The following is an 18,620-nucleotide window of genomic DNA, read 5'->3' on the forward strand; positions in this document are numbered from 1 at the left end:
CCCCCTGACGGGAGTCGGAGTTCCCAACAGACGTCAGAAGGGGTACGGGGCCACGTCCCCGCGTACGGTCGTCCACCGCACGTCCGTGAACGCCTCCAGGTTGGACTCGCCGCCGAACCGGGCTCCGGTGCCGGAGGCGGCGACTCCGCCGAAGGGGGCCACGGCCTCGTCGTTCACGGTCTGGTCGTTGATGTGGACGATGCCGGTCGGGATGCGTTCGGCGAGGTCCAGGGCGCGAGCGGCGTCCCGGGTGACGATACCGAGCGAGAGGCCGTAGGAGCTGTCGGCCGCGAGGGCGGCGGCCTCGTCGGCGTCGGCGAAGGCCCGGACGGGCGCGACCGGCCCGAAGACCTCCTCGGCATAAGCGGGTGTGCGGTCGTCGACGCCGGTCAGGACCGTCGGCCGGTAGAAGAGGTCCTCGTGGGTGCCGCCGGCGGCGAGTCGTGCGCCCTGGGCGGTGCTGGACTCCACCAGGCCGTGGATCTTGGCGAGTTGACCGGCGTCGATGATCGGGCCGAGGTGGACCTGTTCGCGGTACGGGTCGCCGACGGCGAGCGAGTCGGCCTTGGCGGCGAGGCGTTCGGCGTACTCCTCGACGAGTGAGGCGTGGACCAGGTGCCGTCCGGTGGTCATGCAGATCTGGCCCTGATGGAAGAAGGATCCCCAGGCGGCGGTGGAGATCACCGCGTCGAGGTCGGCGTCCTCCAGGACGATCAGGGCCGAGTTGCCGCCGAGTTCGAGGTGGGCGCGCTTGAGACGGCGGCCCGCGGCCTCGCCGACCGCGCGGCCCGCGGCGGTCGAGCCGGTGAAGGAGATGACCGGCACCAGCGGGTCCTCGACCAGCGCCGCGCCGACGTCGGCGCCGCCGGGCAGCACGTGCAGCAGCCCCTCCGGCAGTCCGGCCTCGGCGAACACCGCGGCGAGCGCGAGCCCGCCGCAGACGGCGGTACGCGGATCGGGCTTCAGGACGACCCCGTTGCCGAGGGCGAGGGCGGGCGCGACCGAGCGGATGGACAGGATCAGCGGCGCGTTGAACGGCGAGATCACCCCGACGACTCCGACCGGTACCCGGCGGGTGTACGACAGCCGGGGCGCCTCGCTGGGCAGTACCTGGCCGGCCGGGCGGGAGGCGAGGGCGGCGGCCTCGTAGCACTCCTGGGCGGCGACGTGCAGTTCGAAGTCCGCCTTGCCGGGTATGGAGCCGGACTCGCGGACGATCCACTCGCGCAGTTCGTCGGCGTGCTCCGTGAACAAGTCGCCTGCCCTGCGCAGGACCTGGGCCCGGACGAAGTGCGGGGCGCGGGCCCAGTCGCGTTGTGCGGCACGGGCGGCCGTGGCGGCCGTGGCCACGTCCGCGGGGGCGGCCAGGACGACCGTGCCGAGCGTGTCGCCGGTGGCGGGCTCGGTGACGGCGTACTGGGGGCCGGACAGGGCGCTCGCCTGCCAGGTCTTCGGTTCGAGCAGCGGCATGACGGCTCTCCGATCGATCACCGGGATTGCGCGGCCCACGGCACGCCCATGAGCCGTTTGGTTGAGCGCGCAACATCCTAGCCAGGGGGCCCGGAAAAGCACCGCCCCCGACCAGGGTCGCCCATCAGCTGGACTCGCGCTGCACCACCGAGGCGCCGAGCACCCGGTGCATCTCCGGTTCGCCGCCGGGATCGCGCACCACGCGGTCGACCAGCTCGGCGAGGTCGCGGCCGGAGGGCAGGTCGATGTGGATCGTGGAGAGCCGGGGCCGCAGCAGCCGGCCGAGCATCAGGTCGTCGGCGCCGAGCACTGCGGTGTCCTCGGGGATGCGCACACCCGCGTCCTGGAGGGCGCGCATGAACAGCATCGCGTACTCGTCGTTGTACGCGAACACCGCGTCGATCCCCAACTCCGGCCAGCTCGCGGCGAGTTCGGCCGCCGACTGCTCGGTGTAGCCGAGCGGCAGACCGGTCACCTCGGCGTCGGTGCCGCGCAGCGCCTGGCGCACGCCTTCGAGGCGGGGCCGGGAGTACGTCTCCAGGCCGGCCTCCTCGGGGACGACCACACCGATCCGGCGCCGGCCGCGAGCGTAGAGGTGGCTGCCTGCGCAGTGGCCGACGGCGCGGTGGTCCATCAGCAGGGCGTGGGCACCCTCGACGCGTTCGGGGCCGAAGGTGACCACGGCACGGGCGCCGGCCCGCTTGAGGACCGCGACACCTTCGGGGCCGAGTCCGGCATCGGGGACCAGCACGGCGACCGGCCTCAACTCGGCCCAGGCACGGGCGGCTTCGTCGCCGCGGAGGCCCGCGGTGCCGTACTGGACGACCGTGTAGTCGAGGCGGCTGAGGGCCCACTGGAGTTCGTTGATGAACTGCACGTACAGCGGGCCCGTCGGGATGGCGGGGGCGGGCATCAGAACCATCCGGGTGTGGCCGGCGCGCAGGCTGCGGGCGGCCGCGTGGGGGACGTACCCGAGTTCCTTCGCGGCCTCGTGGACCCGGCGGCGGGTGGGCTCGCTGATCCGGACGGCACTGGTGTTGTTGAGGACGTAGGAGACGGTCGCGCGGGAGACGCCGGCCAGGCGGGCCACATCGGCACTCGTGGGGACCGAGCGCGGGACCGGCGACGCTGCCGAGGGCGGTTTCGGGATGTGCACCATGACGTACGGCATCTTGGCAGAAGCCCGGGGTGGGGGGACCGGCGGGGCAAGGTGGTTGAGGGTTCGACGAGTTGGGTCCTCGACCCCCTGATTCGCGGGCACGCCAAAAATTCGACGAACATGTTCGTCCCGAACTTGTTCGCAACGAACATGTTCGTTATCGTGGACGCATGCCAGCAACTCCCCGTTCCCGCCGGGAGCGTCCCGCCAAGCCCGCCCTGACCAGGGCGGGCATCGTCGCCGCCGCCGTGGAGATCCTGCGCGCCGAGGGCCTGCAGAAGGTCACCATGCGGCGCCTTGCCCAGGAGCTCGACACCGGCCCGGCCTCGCTGTACGTCTACGTCCGCAACACCGCCGAGCTGCACGCGGCGGTTCTGGACGAGCTGCTCGGCACCGTGGCCCCGGCCCCGGCTCAGGGCGGTTGGCGGGAGCGGCTGGAGCAGGTGCTCGTCGCCTACACCACGATGCTCCTGGAGCATCCGAGCCTGGCCCGGTCCGCGCTGACCTCCTGGCCGAGCGGCCCGCACTACCTGAACCTGATCGAGACCCTGCTGGGCCTGCTCGACGAGGGCGGGGTGCCGCGCGACCGGGCCGCCTGGGGCGTCGACCTGCTGCTCCAGCGCGCCACCGCGACCGCCGCCGAACACGCGGGCGAGGCGTCCCAGGAGGACTTGGACTCCCTCGGCCGGGCGCTGGGCCAGGTGTCGGACCGTACCCATCCGCACATCGCCGCCGCCTCCGGACTGCTCCTGTCCGGGGCGCCCGAGGCCCGCGTGTCCTGGGCGTTCCAGGCCCTGATCAACGGCATCGAGCACACCGCCGTACCCGAACCCCATGACTAGGAGATCACCATGTCCACTCCCCACCACCCCATAGCGATCGTCGGAGCCGGTCTCGGCGGGCTCACGCTCGCCCGGGTGCTGCGGCTGCACGGCGTCGAGGCGGCCGTCTTCGACCTCGACGCCTCCCCCGCGGCCCGCACCCAGGGCGGCATGCTCGACATCCACGACGACTCCGGCCAGGTGGCGCTGCGCGCGGCCGGCCTGTTCGACGCGTTCCTGGCGCACGTCCACACGGGCGGCCAGGCGACGCGGGTGCTGGACAAGGACGCCCGGGTCCTGCTGGACACGCCCGACGACGGCGACGGCGGGCGGCCGGAGATCGACCGCGGCGACCTGCGCCGGCTGCTGCTCGGCCCGCTTCCCGAAGGCGTGATCCGCTGGGGCGCGAAGGTCACCGGCGCCCGCCCGCTCGGCGGCGGCCGGCACGAGGTGGCCCTTGAGGACGGCGGCTCCTTCACCACCGATCTGCTGGTCGGCGCGGACGGCGCCTGGTCCCGGGTGCGCCCGCTGGTCTCGGACGCGCGGCCCGCGTACACCGGGATCTCGTTCGTGGAGGCGGACCTGCCGGACGCGGACGTACGGCATCCGGTGAGCGCCGAGGTGGTCGGCGGCGGCATGCTGTTCGCACTCGGCGCGGGCCGGGGCTTCCTCGCCCACCGGGAGAGCGACGGCGGCCTGCACGTGTACACGGCGGTGGAGGCGCCCGAGGAGTGGCTGGACGGGATCGACTTCACCGACACCGAGGCGGCCAGGCGGGCCGTGCTCGATCACTTCGGCGGCTGGGACAAGAGCCTGCGGGCACTGGTCGCGGACGCCGAGGGCACGCTGGTGCCCCGGCGGATCCACGCCCTGCCGGTCGGCCACCGCTGGGACCGGACGCCCGGGGTCACGCTGCTCGGCGACGCGGCGCACCTGATGTCGCCGTTCGCCGGCGAGGGCGCCAACCTGGCGCTGATCGACGGCGCCGACCTGGGCCTCGCGCTCGTCGCGCACCCGGAGGACACCGAGGCCGCCCTGGCCGCCTACGAGGAGAAGATGTTCGCGCGCGCCGAGCGGTCCGCGGCGGACTCCGCCCAGGGCGGGGCCGTGCTGTTCCGCGCCGACGCGCCGCAGGGCCTGGTCGACATGTTCACCGGCGGCCTGCCGGAGGTCAGCGGGTCGGCGCCGTCCGCGTGACGCGGTCGACCAGGTCGGTCCAGCCGGCCTCCAAGCGTTCCATCGGCATCCCGCACTGCCTGGTCAGATGGTGGATCTGGGCGGGGTCGAGGTACGCGAGGAGCGTCTGGGCGAGCAGTTCGCAGTCGGCGGCCGGCTCGATCTGCCGCAGCAGCATCGTGATGTGCGTGCGCAGCGCCTGGATCGGCGGATTGGCATAGCGCCGGGTGGGCTCGGGCTGGGCGGCCAGCTGGAGGTCCAGCTGCTCGGCCCCGCGGTAGAGCACCGCGACGCCGAACGCCCTCAGCCGCTCGACCGGCGGGGCGCCGGGGCCAAGGGGCGGCGGGCCGCCCAGAAAGTCCGCCTGGAGCTGCCGCGAGGAGTGGTCGAGCAGCGCCATCAGCAGTCCGGTGCGGTCGCCGAAGCGGCGGAAGACCGTGCCCTTGCCCACCTCGGCCGCCGCGGCGACCGCCTCCATGGTCACGCCGGCCACGCCGTGCTCGGCGATCAGCCGGGCGGCGGCCTCCAGCAGCCGGGCACGGTTACGGGCCGCGTCGGCACGCAGGCACGGCTCCTCGGGAGCTGGTCCGACCTCGAGCAACTGTGGGGTGTCGAAGGGCTCCTGGGGCTGCGGGAGGGGCGGCAGGACGCTGGACATGAAGACAGCGTAAAGCATCGGGAACAGAACTGGACCAGGGTCCGTTTAGAGTGTTAGAAATTAAGCGGACCTCGGTCCGGATTCGTAACGGCAGTGTTTCACCCCCCTGGAGCTCCTCATGTCTGTCCGCATCCTTGCGCTCGTCGGCAGCCTTCGCGCCGGTTCGCACAACCGCCAGCTCGCCGAGGCGGCCGTCAAGCTCGCCCCCGAGGGTGCCGAGGTCGAGGTCTTCGAGGGCCTGGCCGACATCCCGTTCTACAACGAGGACATCGACGTCGCCGACAGCCTCCCGGCCGCCGCCGCGAAGCTGCGCGAGGCCGCCCAGGCCGCCGATGCCTTCCTGCTCTTCTCCCCCGAGTACAACGGCACCATCCCGGCCGTCCTGAAGAACGCCATCGACTGGCTGTCCCGCCCGTACGGCGCCAGCACCTTCGGCGGCAAGCCGGTCGCCGTCATCGGCACCGCCTACGGCCAGTTCGGCGGCGTGTGGGCGCAGGACGAGGCCCGCAAGGCCGTCGGCATCGCCGGCGGCAAGGTGATCGAGGACATCAAGCTGTCCATCCCCGGCTCCGTGGTCCGCTTCGCCGAGACCCACCCGGCCGACGACACCGAGGTCGCCGCGCAGCTGACCGAGGTCGTCGCCCGCCTGCACGGCAACGTGGGCGTGGCCGCCTGAGGCACCCCCTGAAAGGGGCCGGCGCTCGCCGGCCCCTTTCGCGTCTCTCCCGTCCGGCCTCGTCACTCGATCCCGGCGAGCCGCTCGACGGCCGGGGCGGCGAAGGTCTCCATCCATCCCGACGTCTCGCCCAGGCGCGGGGACAGGATGACGGTGTCGACGCCGAGCTTGGCGTAGCCCTCGATGTCCCGGGTGAAGGCGTCCAGGTCGCCCGCGGTGGCCGGCTCGGCGCCGTACGCGATGGTCTTGCGGATGGTGTGGTAGTCCCGTCCGACGGTGTCGCAGTGGCCGCGCAGCACGTCGAGCTTGTGCCGCAGCTCCTCCGGGGAGGAGGGGATGAGGTTGCAGGCGTCGGCGTACTGGGCGACCAGGCGCAGGGTCTTCTTCTCCCCCTGGCCGCCGATCATGATCTCGGGGTGCGGGGTGCTCACCGGCGCCGGCACGCAGAGGGTCTCGGCGAGCTGGTAGTACCGGCCCTCGAAGGGGCCGTTGTCGTCCGGGTCCCACATCTGCAGGCAGATCCGCAGCGCCTCCTCCAGCCGCTCGAAGCGCTCCGCGAGCGGCGGGTAGGGCACGCCGAGTCCGTGGTGCTCACGGTCGTACCAGGCGGCGCCGATGCCCAGCGTGGCCCGGCCGCCGGACACCACGTCGAGGGTGGTGGCGATCTTGGCGAGGAGTCCGGGGTGGCGGTACGTCACTCCGGTCACCAGGGCGCCGAGCCGCACGGTGGAGGTGCGGCCGGCGAGGTAGCCGAGGGTCGTGTAGGCCTCCAGCATGGGGTCCTCGGCGCCGCCGTTGAACTCCATCTGGAAGTAGTGGTCCATCACCGAGACCCAGCTGACGCCCGCCGCCTCGGCCGCGGCACCGGCCGCGGCGAGTTCGGCGCCGAGGGCGGGTCCGCCCCCGGGGTGGTTGAACCGGTTGATGTGCACGCCCACACGCATGGCCGTTCTCCGTTTCGCCCGGATCGTCTGCTGCCTCCCCGACGCTAGGTCTTCGAGCGCGCTCGAAGTCAAGCCCCGGCGCCGGTGGTCCGGCGTGTCCTGGACACGTCCGCGGGCAGGCACCCGCCGGATGGCGGGGAGCTTCCGCCGTCCGGCGGCCCCCGGGGAGCGCAGGACCGCGCCGATCATGGGCGTACGAGCCGCAGCGCACCACCGCGAGGAGCCGCCATGACCGCCGTACCGCCCCCGTTCGACCCCGAGCTCTCCGCCGCCCTGGAGCTGATCAAGGACGTGATCTCTCCGGCGTTCACGATGGCGGACATCGCCGCGATCCGGCAGGGCGAGGGGATTCGGCTGCTCGCCGAACTGGACCTCACCATGGACGGGGCGTTCGAGGTGGCGGAGCGCACGGTCCCCGGCCCCGCGGACGCACCCGAGATCTCCCTCCTGATCTGCCGCCCGACCGCCCCGGCCGCCTCCGGACCGCTCCCGGTGGTCTACCACGTGCACGGCGGCGGCATGGTGCTCGGCAACAACCGGGTGGGCCTGGACGTCCCGCTGGCCTGGGCGAAGGAGCTCGGCGCGGTGGTGGTGTCGGTGGAGTACCGGCTGGCGCCCGAGCATCCGCATCCGGCGCCGGTGGAGGACGTGTACGCCGGGCTGCTGTGGACGGCGGAGCACGCGAAGGAGATCGGCGGCGACCCGGAACGGATCGTGATCGTCGGCGCCAGCGCGGGCGGCGGCCTCACCGCGGCCCTGGCCCTGCTCCTGAGGGACCGTCAGGGTCCGTCCGTGATCGGCCAGATGCTGCTCTGCCCGATGCTCGACGACCGCAACGACACCCCGTCCAGCCACCAGATGAAGGGCCTCGGCGTCTGGGACCACACGTCCAACGACACCGGCTGGACCGCCCTGCTGGGCGAGCAGCGCGGCGGCCCCGACGTCTCCCCCTACGCGGCCCCGGCCCGCGCCACCGACCTCACGAACCTTCCCCCGGCCTTCCTCGACGTCGGCTCGGCGGAGACCTTCCGCGACGAGACCGTCACCTACGCCTCCCGCATCTGGCAGTCCGGCGGCATCGCCGAACTCCACGTCTGGCCCGGCGGCTTCCACGGCTTCGACGGCTTCGCCCCGCAGGCCGCCCTGTCCCAGTCGGCCAGGACGGCCCATGTGGACTGGCTGCGACGGCTGCTGGCGCGCTGAGCGGGCATCAGCCGGTGGGGACGGGCTGACGTGCGGGGGTCCGGCGGTCCGCCACCCGGTCGAGGTGGACCGCCACCGTGCCGTAGAACCGCTGTACGGCATCGTCGACGCTGCGGATGAACCCGGTCTCGGCGCTCCCCCGACCACTGCCCATGCCTTTGAGGAGTGAGAGCCGGAAGCCGGTGATCCGGGCCCCGTCCGCCTTTGGCAGCAGGTCGGCCGGTTCGGGCCGAAGCCGTTCGAGCGTGCCGCGCGGGCCGGCGGTTTCGCCCTCGACCAGGGTCTCGATGTGCAGGTCGGCCGGTGCCTCCGCGAGAGACCGCACCAGCCGCTTGACCCAGCTCAGCGGGTAGCCCTGCTCGGGGGCCGGCATATCCAGGGAGGTACGGAGCTTGCCGGTACGCAGATCGGCGGTGACCGCGAAGACGCCGGGCGCCCCCTCGATGCGCAGCTCGGCCTGGAGCCGCCCCTGACGGCACAGCCGGTCGGCGAGGAGGCCGCGGCGCTCCCGTGGGTCCCGGCCGCCTCTCGAGCCCCGGACCGGGAGCACCTTCTGGCCCAGTTCGCCGCCCAGGCCCAGACAGACCTGCCGGATCAGCCGTTCCCAGCTCTCGACCACGTCGAGCGCGCGCGGGTCTCCCTCGCACAGGGTCTCGTCCTCGATGCCGTTGCGCACCGGAACCCAGGCGGGGCCCATGTTCTGGAAGCCGTGGCAGCCGGAGTTCTCGTGCTGGAGGTAGTGCAGCAGTTCCTGGAGGAGCCAGGCGTGCGCCTTGTTGCCGACGCCCTCGTGCCGGAGCAGCATCTGGGCCTGGTAGGCGACTTCGGCCCAGGAGAGGTGCCGCATCGCCACCTTGTGCTTGCGCCGACCGTCGATCTTGACGTCCACGAGCGGGCTGCCGTCGAGGGCGACGTCGTTCGACAGCGTGATCACGGCTTCGTAGCCGCGCCGGGCCGCGATGTCCATGTACGCCTGCACCTGGTCGGACTTCAGGGCGTTGCCGTTGGTCTTCGTCTCGACCAGCGCCGTCCACAGCTTGCCGGCCCGCTCGACGCGGACGACCCCGTCGGGCCGTCGCGGGGTGTCGCCGTGCGGCAGGGACACCTCGGTGTACGTCTCCATGCGTCCGGCGGGTGCGCCGAATCCCGCGGTGAGCCGCCGGCCGAACTCGGGTACCTGGGCCATCACCGACAGCAGGACCGAGGTGGCGCGTGTCTCGCGGTCCCGGTCGCTCTTGAGGGCGGAGACGGGGAAGAGCCGGGCCTCCCGCCAGGACTCGTTCTCCGCGAGGGACTTCCTGGCCGCCTTCGGCAGGGTGACCTTCTTCTTCGCCGTGCGGGGGCGGGCGGCCGGCTTCTTCGCCGCGGCCTCGTCCGCGGGCGGGCGCGGCGCCGGGACGCCGTCCAGGTTCGGCGCCGCCTGCTCGACCGCCGGTGCGAGGCCTGCGTGTTCGTCGTCGGCGGGGTCCGCCGGCGCGTCCTGAGGTTCGGCGTCGTCGTCGATGTCCACGCCGAAGTCGGTGGCAAGACCGGCGAGACCATCGGCGTACCCCTGGCCGACGGCCCGGAACTTCCACTCGCCCGATCGCCGGTACAGCTCCCCGAAGATGACGGCGCTCACCGCGTCGGCGTCCTCGACCGTGAACCGGAGCAGCGGATCGCCTGCCGCGTCGGCCAGTGTGACCGTGAGGTTCTCCAGTTCGCCGATGCGCGCGTCCCGGTACCGGCTCGCCGCCACGACCATCCGGTCCACGTCCTGCGGTACGGCGGTCAGGTCGAAGCCGATCCGGTCCTCGTCCCCCGTCTCCGTGGGCGTCTTGCCGAGCAGCTGCACGCTGCCGTCGGCCGCCACCGGGTTGTTGTAGAAGTAGAAGTCGGAGTCCCCGCGCACTGTGCCGTTCGAACCGACGAGCAGGACCGACACGTCCGCGTCGCCCTCGCCGCTCGGGCTGACCCAGCCCAGGCTGACGACCACCGAGCCCACGTTCTCGCTCAGGGCCGACAACGTGACATTCGACCCCTTCGCCATTTCATGCATGAATCCCCCCAGAAACCCCACCGTCAGGCCCGGCCAACTGTAGTGCGCACCTAGCTCGACGGTGACTTCGGTACGAAAACGACCGACTTTTTGCGATCTTGACTGATCGGGTGGTCGGCGCACGGTCAGCGCGGGCCCGGGCCCGGTTCTCTGCGGTACGGCGGTCTCGGGCCCGCCGGGGTGGTGAGGGCGGTACAGGCCGGGTGGGTGGTGCAGGGGGTGGTCGGGGCTGCGGGGCCGGTGCGCGGGCCGTCGATGCCAGTGCGGGCGCCATGGCCAGGGCGGCGGCCGCACTCCCCCGTGCTGTCCTCACGTGATGCCTCCCGCTTCTCGGATGGCCTCATCGTCGGACGGGAGTTGCTGCCCGGGCATCGGCCGATCGTCTGTGCCCGGGTGTCTCAGGTCGCCGTTCGCGCGCCGGGAGGAGGAGCGGGGCCGGGACTCAACCCCCTTTCGCCGCCGCCTTCTTGATCGCCTCCCTGATCCTGGAGTAGGTGCCGCAGCGGCAGACGTTCTCGATGCCGTCGATGTCGGCGTCCGTCGGGTGCGGGGTGCGTTTGAGCAGGGCGGCGGCCGCCATGATCTGGCCGGGCTGGCAGAACCCGCACTGGGCCACGTCGCAGTCCAGCCAGGCCTGTTGGACGGGGTGCAGGGTGTCGCCGTCGGCCAGGCCCTCGATGGTGGTGACCGTCCGGTCCGCGCAGTCGGCGACCGGCACCGTGCACGGCTGGATCTCCTCGCCGTCCAGGTGACTGGTGCAGGCGCGGCAGACGCCCACCCCGCAGCCGTACTTGGGGCCGGTGACGCCGAGCAGGTCGCGCAGGACCCAGAGGAGGGGCATGTCGGCGGGGGCCTCGACCGTCACCGGTTTGCCGTTGAGGACGAACGAATACGAACGCATCAGTGCCTTCTGGGAGTTGGGGAGGCAGTGGGTCAGAAGTCGAGGGGGAAGCTACGGGGCTTCCTGCCGGTGGCGCGGGCGTAGGCGTTGGCGACCGCGCCCGCCGCCGCGGGGACGCCGAGTTCGCCGGCACCGCCCGGTTCCCCGCCGGAAGGGATGATGTGGGCCTCGAACGCCAGCGGGGCGTGCCGCTGGCGGGCGTAGTGGAAGTCGGCGAAGCTGCCCTCGCGGACCGCGCCCCGGTCGATGTGCAGCCCGGCGCGCAGCACGGTGGAGATGCCGTCGACGGCGGTGCCCATGAGCTGCGCCTGAAGGCCGCGCGGGTTGACCGCCGTACCGACGTCGGCGGCCATCACCACCTTGGTGACCCGGGGGTTCTTCGGGTCGGTGGCGTCGATCTCGGCCAGGCAGGCGACGGCGGACCCGTACTCCTCGTGGACGGCGACGCCCTGGGCGGTGCCCGTGGGCATCGCGCGGCCCCAGTGACCGGCGGCGGCCGCCTTGGCAAGGACGGCCTTCACCGTCTTGCTGCGCAGGGTGGTACGGCGGAAGGCGACCGGGTCCCGGCCCAGCGCGCGGGCGATGTCGTCGACGACGATCTCCTCCGCCGTGCGCATGGTCCCGGAGTCCACCGAGCGCCAGGCGCCGAGCGGTATCGGCAGCTCGATGCCGCCCGAATCACCGCCCACCCGGCCGAAGTTGTACAGCCCGCTGTCGCTGGGCAACGGCCGTACCGCACCGGACTTCGCGGTCAGGCCCTGCTCGTCGGAGGACTCCCCCACCGAGGCCGTCATGTGCTGGAAGGCCACCACCCGGCCCCCGGCGACACTGGCCCGGATCCGGTGGTGGTCGGCGGGGCGCATCCTGCCGTGCCGGATGTCGTCGTTGCGGCTCCACATCAGCTTCACCGGCCGGTGGGCCGCTTTGGAGACGAGTACCGCCTCGATCGCCTGGTCGAAATTGAGCCGCCGCCCGAACGAGCCGCCCCCGCGCATCACATGGACCCGTACGGCGGTCTTCGAGAGCCCCAGCAGGCCGGCGACGGTCTCGCGGGCCTCCATCGGTGTCTGGGTGGCGAACCACAGCTCGGCCCGGTCGGCGCGGACGTCGGCGACGGCCGTGAGCACCTCCATCGGGGCATGGCTGACGAACGCGAACGCGAACTCGCCCTCGATCTGCGTCGATCCGCGCGGCGGGGTGCCGAGCCGGGGCACCGCGGCCCGCAGCCGGGAGCGGATCTCCTTGTCGGACAGGGGCACCAGCGGGCCGTCCGCCCAGGTGATCCTGAGCGCGTCCCGGGCCTGGAAGGCGTGGTGGAAGGTCTCCGCCACGACGGCGACCCCGCCCGGGATCCTCACGACCGCGTGGACGCCGGGCAGCGCGCGGGCCGCCGAGTCGTCGAGGGAGACCAGTCTGCCGCGCAGGGTCGGCGGCCGGGCCACCACGGTCGGCTTCGCACCGGCCACCGCCAGGTCACCGGCGTACTTCGCGGTGCCGGTGACGATGTCCCGGGCGTCGATCCTGGTCGTCGGCTTCCCGATCACCCGGTGCCGGGAGGCCGGCTTGGGCTTGCTGGACACGTCCGGGGTGCGGATCCGGGCGGCGCTCGCGGTGAGGGAGCCGAAGGTGGCCGTCCGGCCGTCGGGGGCCACGACCTGGGTGTTCCAGGTGCGCAGGATGCGCGCGGGAAGCCGCCAGCGGCGGGCGGCTGCGGTCACCAGCCGGGCGCGCGCGGTGGCGGCGAGCTGCCGGGCCGGGCCGTAGAGCGAACTGACCGAGCTTGAGCCCCCGGTGTACTGGTTGCCCTTGCTGCGGGCGTCGGCGAGCGGGATCCGCACGTCGGCGAGGCGGGCGTCCAGCTCCTCGGCGATCATCATGGCGACGGCGGTGGTGATGCCCTGGCCGACCTCGACCCGGGGCAGCCGTACGACGACCTCGTTGTCGGCGGTGACCTCCAGGACGAGCATCTCCTCGTCGGTGCCGGTGACCAGGACGCCGGGGGCCGCGGTGGCGCCGTCGGCCCGTGGGGTGTCGCAGCCGAGCGGGGCGGCGACCGTGAGGGTGGTCGCGGCCACCGTGTAGACCATGAATCTCCGGCGGGACGGTCCGGCGGCGTCCCGCGGGGGCTCGTTGCGGTCCAAGCGGGGCTCCTGTCGGTCGGTTCCTGTGCCGGCGCTGTGTGCCGCCGTGTCTCGACAGCTAGGAGGGGCGGGCGGGCCCAGGGGTTGCCTGCCGTGCCGGGCTCTCCTCGCCGTACGGCCGGATGGCGCATCATGGCCGTATGAAAGAGCTGGCGGGGCGGCTGGCCGCGGTGGACCCGGATGCCGGGGCCGCCGTCGCGGTCATCGCCTACATCGACCGGCTGGCCGAGACCCGGGCCGGTCTGGAGGCGCTGGTGCGCGGGGCCGCCGTGCTCGCCGGGTGTCCGGCGCGGCTGGTCGACGAGGAGCGGCGGGTCCGGCTGCGGGTGGAGCCGGACGGACGACGGCTGGACGCCGTGGGCACGCCCGAGCCCGACTGGCCGTGCGCGCCGCTGCTGCCGGGCGGGCCGCCGGCGCTGTGGCTGGAGCGGGCCGGGGCCGGCGGTCCCAGTGTCGTCGACGCGGTGATCCTGGAGCGGGCCTCGGCGGCCGTACGATCCGTGCTCGACCGCACCCGGGGGCGGGCCCCGGGGGCGCCGTCGGACGACCCGGCACTGGTCGAGACGGTCCTGGACGCCGACGCCCCGCTGCCGGCCCGGCTGCACGCGGCCCGTCGGCTCGGCCTGGACACCGCCGATCCGGCGGCGCGGTTCCGGGCGGTGGCGGTGGCCGACAGCCCGCCCCGGATCGTGGCGGACGGGCCACCACCTGTACCGCCACCGGGACTGCCGACGGGGCCGTCGGCAGGACGCGCGGGCGTGGGCCCGCCCGTGGCCGTCGCCGACCTCCCCCGGTCCTGGTCGGCGGCCCGCACCGCGCTGCGGTTCACCTCCGCCGCCGGCGCACCGGAGCCGGGCGGCCCGCCCGTCGTGCGCGCCGACGAGCTGGGCGGGGTCGCGCTGCTCGCCGAGCTCGTCGTACCCGGTGCGGAACCGGCGCCGGACGTCCGTGCCGTGCAGGCCGCCGCGGCGGACGCGCCCTGGATGCTGCGCACGCTGCACGCGGTCGCGTCGACGGCGAGCCTGCGGGCGGCGGCCGCCGACATCAACGTCCACCATTCCACGCTCCAGGACCGGCTGACGCACGCCGAGCATCTGCTGGGCTGGTCGGTGCGCACCCCGCAGGGCCGGTTCCGGCTGCAACTCGCCCTCACCATGCGCCACCTGATGGAAAGTCAGTAGCAGGTCGGCAGAGCGTCAGTAGACGTCCCGGACGTAACGCCGGTCCGCGGCCAGCTGCTTGACGTACACCGTCGCCTCGTCCTCGGTCAGTCCGCCGTGCACGGCGGCGATGTCCTTCAGGGCCCGGTCGACGTCCTTGGCCATCCGGGAGGCGTCGCCGCAGACGTAGAAGTGGGCGCCGTCCTGGAGCCAGGACCACAGCAGCGGGCCGTGTTCGCGCATCCGGTCCTGTACGTAGACCTTGGCACGCTGATCGCGGGAGAAGGCGGTGTCGAGGCGGCTCAGGGTGCCCTCGGCGAGCAGGGCGGTGAGCTCCTCCTCGTAGTAGAAGTCGGTGGCCCGGTGCTGTTCGCCGAAGAACAGCCAGTTGGGGGCGCGGTGGCCGCGGGCTCGGCGCTCCTCCAGGAAGCCGACGAACGGCGCCACTCCGGTGCCGGGGCCGACCATGACCATGGGGGTCGACGGGTCGGCGGGCGGGCGGAAGTGCGGGGCGCGCTGGACGTGCACCGGGACCGGTGTGCCCGGGTCGGCGTCGGCGAGGAACGGGGAGCAGACGCCCTGCCGGGACCTGCCGTGCAGGTTCTCGTAGCGGACGACGGAGACGGTGAGCGAGACCTGGTGGGGGTCGCTGAGCGGGCTGGACGAGATGGAGTACAGGCGCGGTTGCAGCCTGCCGAGGACTCCCGCCCAGGCGCCGGCGTCGGCGCGGATCCCGAACTCGGCGACGACGTCGACCGCCTGCCGGCCCCAGGACCACTTGGCCAGCTCGTCCTTGTTGTCGGGGCGCAGCAGTTTCCGCAACTCGCGCGGGTCACGGGTGCGTTCGGCGGCGAACCGGAGCAGGTCCGGGGTGACCCGGGTGATGTCCAGATGGCGTGAGAGGGCCTCGGCGAAGGGGACTTCGCCGACTCCGCCGATCTCCACGTCGGTTGTGGCGTCGAGGCCGGTGACGGCCAGCCATTCGGCCACCAGGTCACGGGAGTTGAGGGGGCGGACCCCGAGCGCGTCGCCCGCCTCGTAGACCAGCGGGGTCTCGCTGTCTCGGCTGTCGAAGGTGAAGCGGCGGACCTCCTTGCCCGCGCCGGGCAGGCTGAGCAGTCGGTTGCCGACGAGCCGGGCGGTGACGGGGGCGGGGCGCCGTGCCGTGACGGGCGCAGGAGTGACGGGCGCGGGGGTGGCGGGCGCGGAGGTCGCCACCGCCTCGGACCCGTCCTTGAGAGCGGTGAGCACCTGGTCGAGCCAGGCCTCCGCCTGGGTCTCGTAGTCCGGTTCGCAGTCGGAGCGCGGCGCGAGCCGGACCGCGCCGAGTTCGTCCATACGGCTGTCCAGGCGCCGCCCGTGCCCGCAGAAGTCGTCGTAATTGGAGTCGCCGAAGGCCAGCACGGCGTACCGGCGGCCTTCGAGGCGCCCGGCGTCGAGGGCGTCGAGGCCGTCCCAGAAGCCGGCGCCGTTGTCGGGGGCGTCGCCGTCGCCGAAGGTGCTGGTGATCAGGAGCAGGTCGGCGCCCGTGGGCAGGGCTCCCGGGTCGGCCTCGTCCATGGCGACGAGGGAGGCCGCGTGGCCGCCCGCGGTGAGGCGCTCGGCGGTGGCGGCGGCGAAGTCCTCGGCGTTGCCGGTCTGCGAGGCCCAGAGGACCACCACCTGACGGGTCGGTGACGCCGGCACCGACGCCGACGCGGTGACCGGGGCCGCGGCGGAGCGGGAGTACATGCCGGCGAGGGTGCCGTTGACCCACAGGGCGTGCTCGGGGCTGAACGGCGCGTCCGGCGGCAGCACGGGGACGCCCGGGGCGCCGACCGGGATACCGGCGAGGAAGCCGACCAGGTACTGGCGTTCGCGATCGGTGAGGACCGGCGGCGGCGCCGGGTCGAGGCCGAACACGGCTGCGGCGGAGGGCAGCACGGCCGTGGGCGCGACGACGGCGGCAGCGGGTACGACCGCGGTGGCAGCGGGTACGACGGCGGTGGCCGGGGTCCGCTCGGTCCCCGGCACCTGCACGCTCACCGGCGTGGACACCTTGGTCAGCGACACCGCGCACACCTTCAGCTCGGGCTGGAAGGACAGCGGGTCGACCGCGTCGCTGGTCACCGCGTTGACACTGAGGTACTCGCCGAACAGGTCGTTCCAGTGGAACGGCGCGAAGCAGGACCCCGGCAGCACCCGGTCCGTGACGACCGCCGGCAGCACCGCCCGGCCGCGCCGCGAGGCGACCTCCACGGAGTCGCCCTCGGCGATCCCGAGCGCGGCCGCGTCCTCGGGGTGGACCTCGACGAACGGGCCGGGGTTGAGCTTGTTCAGCTTGGCGACCTTCGCGGTCTTGGTCAGGGTGTGCCACTGGTGCTGGAGGCGGCCGGTGTTCAGGACGAACGGGTAGTCGTCGTCCGGCATCTCGGCGGGGTCCACGTGCGGGCGGGCGTGGAAGACGGCGCGTCCGGAGGCGGTGGCGAAGGTGAGGGAACCGTCGGCGCCGACGTACCGGACGGGGTTGCGGTCGGGGCCGTCGGCGGTGGCGGCCGGCCACTGGACGGGGGTGGTGCGCAGCCGGTCGTAGGTCACGCCCCGCAGGTCGTAGCCGGTCTGCGGGTTGTGGAAGCGCTTGATCTCCTCGAAGATCTCCTCCGCGCTGTCGTAGGAGAAGCCGTCCTCGAAGCCCATCGCGCGGGCGACGCCGGCGATCAGCCGCCAGTCGGCGGTTGCCTCGCCGGGCGGGTCGGCGGCGGGGCGGGCGAGGGTGAGGTTGCGCTCGCTGTTGATGAGGACGCCCTCGGTCTCGGTCCACAGGGCGGCGGGCAGGACGACGTCGGCGTAGGCGTTGGTCTCGGTGTCGGTGAAGACGTCCTGGGTGACGACGAACTCGGCGGCCTCAAGACCCTCGATGACCGTCTTGCGGTTGCCGACGGAGGCGACCGGGTTGGTGCAGATGATCCAGCAGGCCTTGATCTCGCCGTCGGCCATCTTCTGGAACATCTCGACGGTGCCCTTGCCGACCCCGTCGGCGCGGATCGTGCCGGGCTTCAGCCCCCACTGCTCCTCGACGAAGGCGCGGTCGGCGTCGACGAGGACCGACCGCTGGCCGGGCAGCCCCGGCCCCATGTAGCCCATCTCCCGGCCGCCCATGGCGTTGGGCTGGCCGGTGAGGGAGAGCGGGCCGCTGCCCGGGCGGCAGATCCTGCCGGTCGCGAGGTGCAGGTTGACCAGGGCGTTGGTGTTCCAGGTGCCGTGCGTGGACTGGTTGAGGCCCATGGTCCAGCAGCTGGTCCACTCCCCCGCCTCGCCGATCAGCCGGGCGGCCGCGCGCAGGTCGGCCTCGGGGATCCCGGTGATCTCGGCGACGGCGGCGGGCGGGTAGTCGGCGAGGAACTCCGGCATCGCCTCCCAGCCCTCGGTGTACGCGGCGATGAAGTCGGGGTCGGTGTGCCCGTTCTCGTACAGCAGGTGCAGCAGGCCGTTGAGGAGGGCGAGGTCGGTGCCGGGTTTGACCTGGAGGAACAGGTCGGCCTTCGCGGCGGTGGCGGTGCGGCGCGGGTCGACGACGATCAGTTTCGCGCCCGCCTTCACCCGGTCCATCAGGCGCAGGAAGAGGATGGGGTGGCAGTCGGCCATGTTGGCGCCGATGACCAGGAAGACATCCGCCTTGTCGAGGTCCTGGTACGAGCCGGGCGGGCCGTCGGCGCCGAGGGAGAGCTTGTACCCGGTGCCGGCGCTGGCCATGCACAGCCGGGAGTTGGACTCGATGTTGTTGGTGCGCAGCCAGCCCTTGGTGAGCTTGTTGGCGAGGTACTGGGCCTCCAGGCTCATCTGGCCGGAGACGTAGAGGGCGACCGCGTCCGGGCCGTGCTCGTCGACGATCGCGCGCAGCCGCCGCGCGGTCTCGGCGACCGCCGCGTCCACGGCCGACGGCACCGCCTCCTCGCCCCGCTCGGGCCGCAGCAGGGCGGTGGTCAGACGGCCGGGCGCGGCGAGCATGTCGGCGGTGGTGGCGCCCTTCGTGCACAGCCTGCCGAAGTTCGCCGGGTGCTCCTTGTCGCCGGAGGCCTTCAGGACGGTACGACGGCCGTCCGGGCCCCTGCCGATGTCCAGGACAATGCCGCAGCCGACCCCGCAGTACGAGCAGACGCTCCGCACCCTGCCGGTGTCGGTGCTGCGCGAGTCCGGCGCGGCCACGGGCGCCCCCTGTTCCTGCTGGTCAGCCTCTTCCATCCGACCCCGACCGTATGTACGGCTGATTACGCCGGCGTCACCGCTCCCGATC

General features: G+C 73.1%; 13 protein-coding genes. 5 read left to right on the forward strand and 8 right to left on the reverse strand.

From position 1 onward, the window contains the following. Positions 1–33 precede the first annotated feature (33 nt). Both KVT45_RS05135 and KVT45_RS05140 read right to left on the reverse strand, forming a co-directional pair. The gene (locus tag KVT45_RS05135; protein WP_217545253.1) at positions 34–1,470 is read right to left on the reverse strand and encodes an aldehyde dehydrogenase family protein; all 1,437 of its coding nucleotides are present in this window, start codon (positions 1,468–1,470) and stop codon (positions 34–36) included. A 124-nt stretch (positions 1,471–1,594) separates the two neighbouring features. Next, a complete protein-coding gene (locus KVT45_RS05140) occupies positions 1,595–2,641 on the reverse strand; it encodes a LacI family DNA-binding transcriptional regulator (RefSeq protein WP_217545254.1) in 1,047 nt (348 codons plus the stop codon). Positions 2,642–2,799: 158 nt separating this feature from the next. Between KVT45_RS05140 and KVT45_RS05145 the strand changes: the two genes are divergently transcribed. Together KVT45_RS05145 and KVT45_RS05150 are read left to right on the forward strand one after the other, a co-directional pair. Beyond that, positions 2,800–3,471 (forward strand): TetR/AcrR family transcriptional regulator, encoded by a 672-nt coding sequence (locus tag KVT45_RS05145; protein WP_217545255.1) that lies wholly within the window; start codon positions 2,800–2,802, stop codon positions 3,469–3,471. A gap of 9 nt (positions 3,472–3,480) precedes the next feature. Further along, positions 3,481–4,647, forward strand: coding sequence for an NAD(P)/FAD-dependent oxidoreductase (locus tag KVT45_RS05150; RefSeq protein WP_217545256.1), 1,167 nt, complete (start codon positions 3,481–3,483; stop codon positions 4,645–4,647). Here KVT45_RS05150 and KVT45_RS05155 read toward each other — a convergent pair. Then, the gene (locus KVT45_RS05155) at positions 4,622–5,302 is read right to left on the reverse strand and encodes a TetR/AcrR family transcriptional regulator (RefSeq protein ID WP_217545257.1); all 681 of its coding nucleotides are present in this window, start codon (positions 5,300–5,302) and stop codon (positions 4,622–4,624) included. The genes KVT45_RS05150 and KVT45_RS05155 overlap by 26 nt on opposite strands. Positions 5,303–5,402: 100 nt before the next feature. Here KVT45_RS05155 and KVT45_RS05160 point away from each other — a divergent pair, with 100 nt between their 5' ends. Beyond that, on the forward strand, positions 5,403–5,960 hold the full coding sequence (locus KVT45_RS05160) for an NAD(P)H-dependent oxidoreductase (protein WP_217545258.1): 558 nt from the start codon (positions 5,403–5,405) through the stop codon (positions 5,958–5,960). 62 nt (positions 5,961–6,022) lie between these two features. Here the strand turns inward: KVT45_RS05160 and KVT45_RS05165 are convergent, their stop codons facing one another. Beyond that, the gene (locus tag KVT45_RS05165) at positions 6,023–6,904 is read right to left on the reverse strand and encodes an LLM class F420-dependent oxidoreductase (RefSeq protein WP_217545259.1); all 882 of its coding nucleotides are present in this window, start codon (positions 6,902–6,904) and stop codon (positions 6,023–6,025) included. Positions 6,905–7,132: 228 nt separating this feature from the next. Between KVT45_RS05165 and KVT45_RS05170 the strand changes: the two genes are divergently transcribed. Continuing rightward, positions 7,133–8,107 carry an alpha/beta hydrolase gene (locus KVT45_RS05170; RefSeq protein ID WP_217545260.1) on the forward strand — a complete coding sequence of 325 codons (975 nt, stop codon included), beginning with the start codon at positions 7,133–7,135 and terminating at the stop codon, positions 8,105–8,107. A 7-nt stretch (positions 8,108–8,114) separates the two neighbouring features. On the opposite strand, the gene KVT45_RS05175 is transcribed toward KVT45_RS05170, so the two are convergent. The 3 genes from KVT45_RS05175 to KVT45_RS05185 all read right to left on the reverse strand — a co-directional run bounded on the left by KVT45_RS05175 (position 8,115) and on the right by KVT45_RS05185 (position 13,133). Continuing rightward, positions 8,115–10,145: a TerD family protein gene (locus tag KVT45_RS05175; protein ID WP_217545261.1), complete on the reverse strand. Its 2,031-nt coding sequence runs from the start codon at positions 10,143–10,145 to the stop codon at positions 8,115–8,117. Positions 10,146–10,587: 442 nt separating this feature from the next. Beyond that, entirely contained in the window at positions 10,588–11,046 is a 459-nt protein-coding gene (locus KVT45_RS05180) for a (2Fe-2S)-binding protein (RefSeq protein ID WP_217545262.1), read from the reverse strand. 32 nt (positions 11,047–11,078) lie between these two features. After that, a complete protein-coding gene (locus KVT45_RS05185) occupies positions 11,079–13,133 on the reverse strand; it encodes a molybdopterin cofactor-binding domain-containing protein (protein ID WP_217545324.1) in 2,055 nt (684 codons plus the stop codon). A 194-nt stretch (positions 13,134–13,327) separates the two neighbouring features. Here KVT45_RS05185 and KVT45_RS05190 point away from each other — a divergent pair, with 194 nt between their 5' ends. Beyond that, on the forward strand, positions 13,328–14,368 hold the full coding sequence (locus tag KVT45_RS05190; protein WP_217545263.1) for a helix-turn-helix domain-containing protein: 1,041 nt from the start codon (positions 13,328–13,330) through the stop codon (positions 14,366–14,368). 15 nt (positions 14,369–14,383) lie between these two features. Here KVT45_RS05190 and KVT45_RS05195 read toward each other — a convergent pair whose 3' ends face one another. Further along, positions 14,384–18,532, reverse strand: a complete 4,149-nt coding sequence (locus KVT45_RS05195) for a bifunctional nitrate reductase/sulfite reductase flavoprotein subunit alpha (RefSeq protein ID WP_308310651.1) — start codon at positions 18,530–18,532, stop codon at positions 14,384–14,386. Positions 18,533–18,620 lie beyond the last annotated feature (88 nt).

This window comes from Streptomyces sp. GbtcB6, assembly GCF_019091475.1.
Lineage (GTDB): Bacteria > Actinomycetota > Actinomycetes > Streptomycetales > Streptomycetaceae > Streptomyces > Streptomyces hyaluromycini.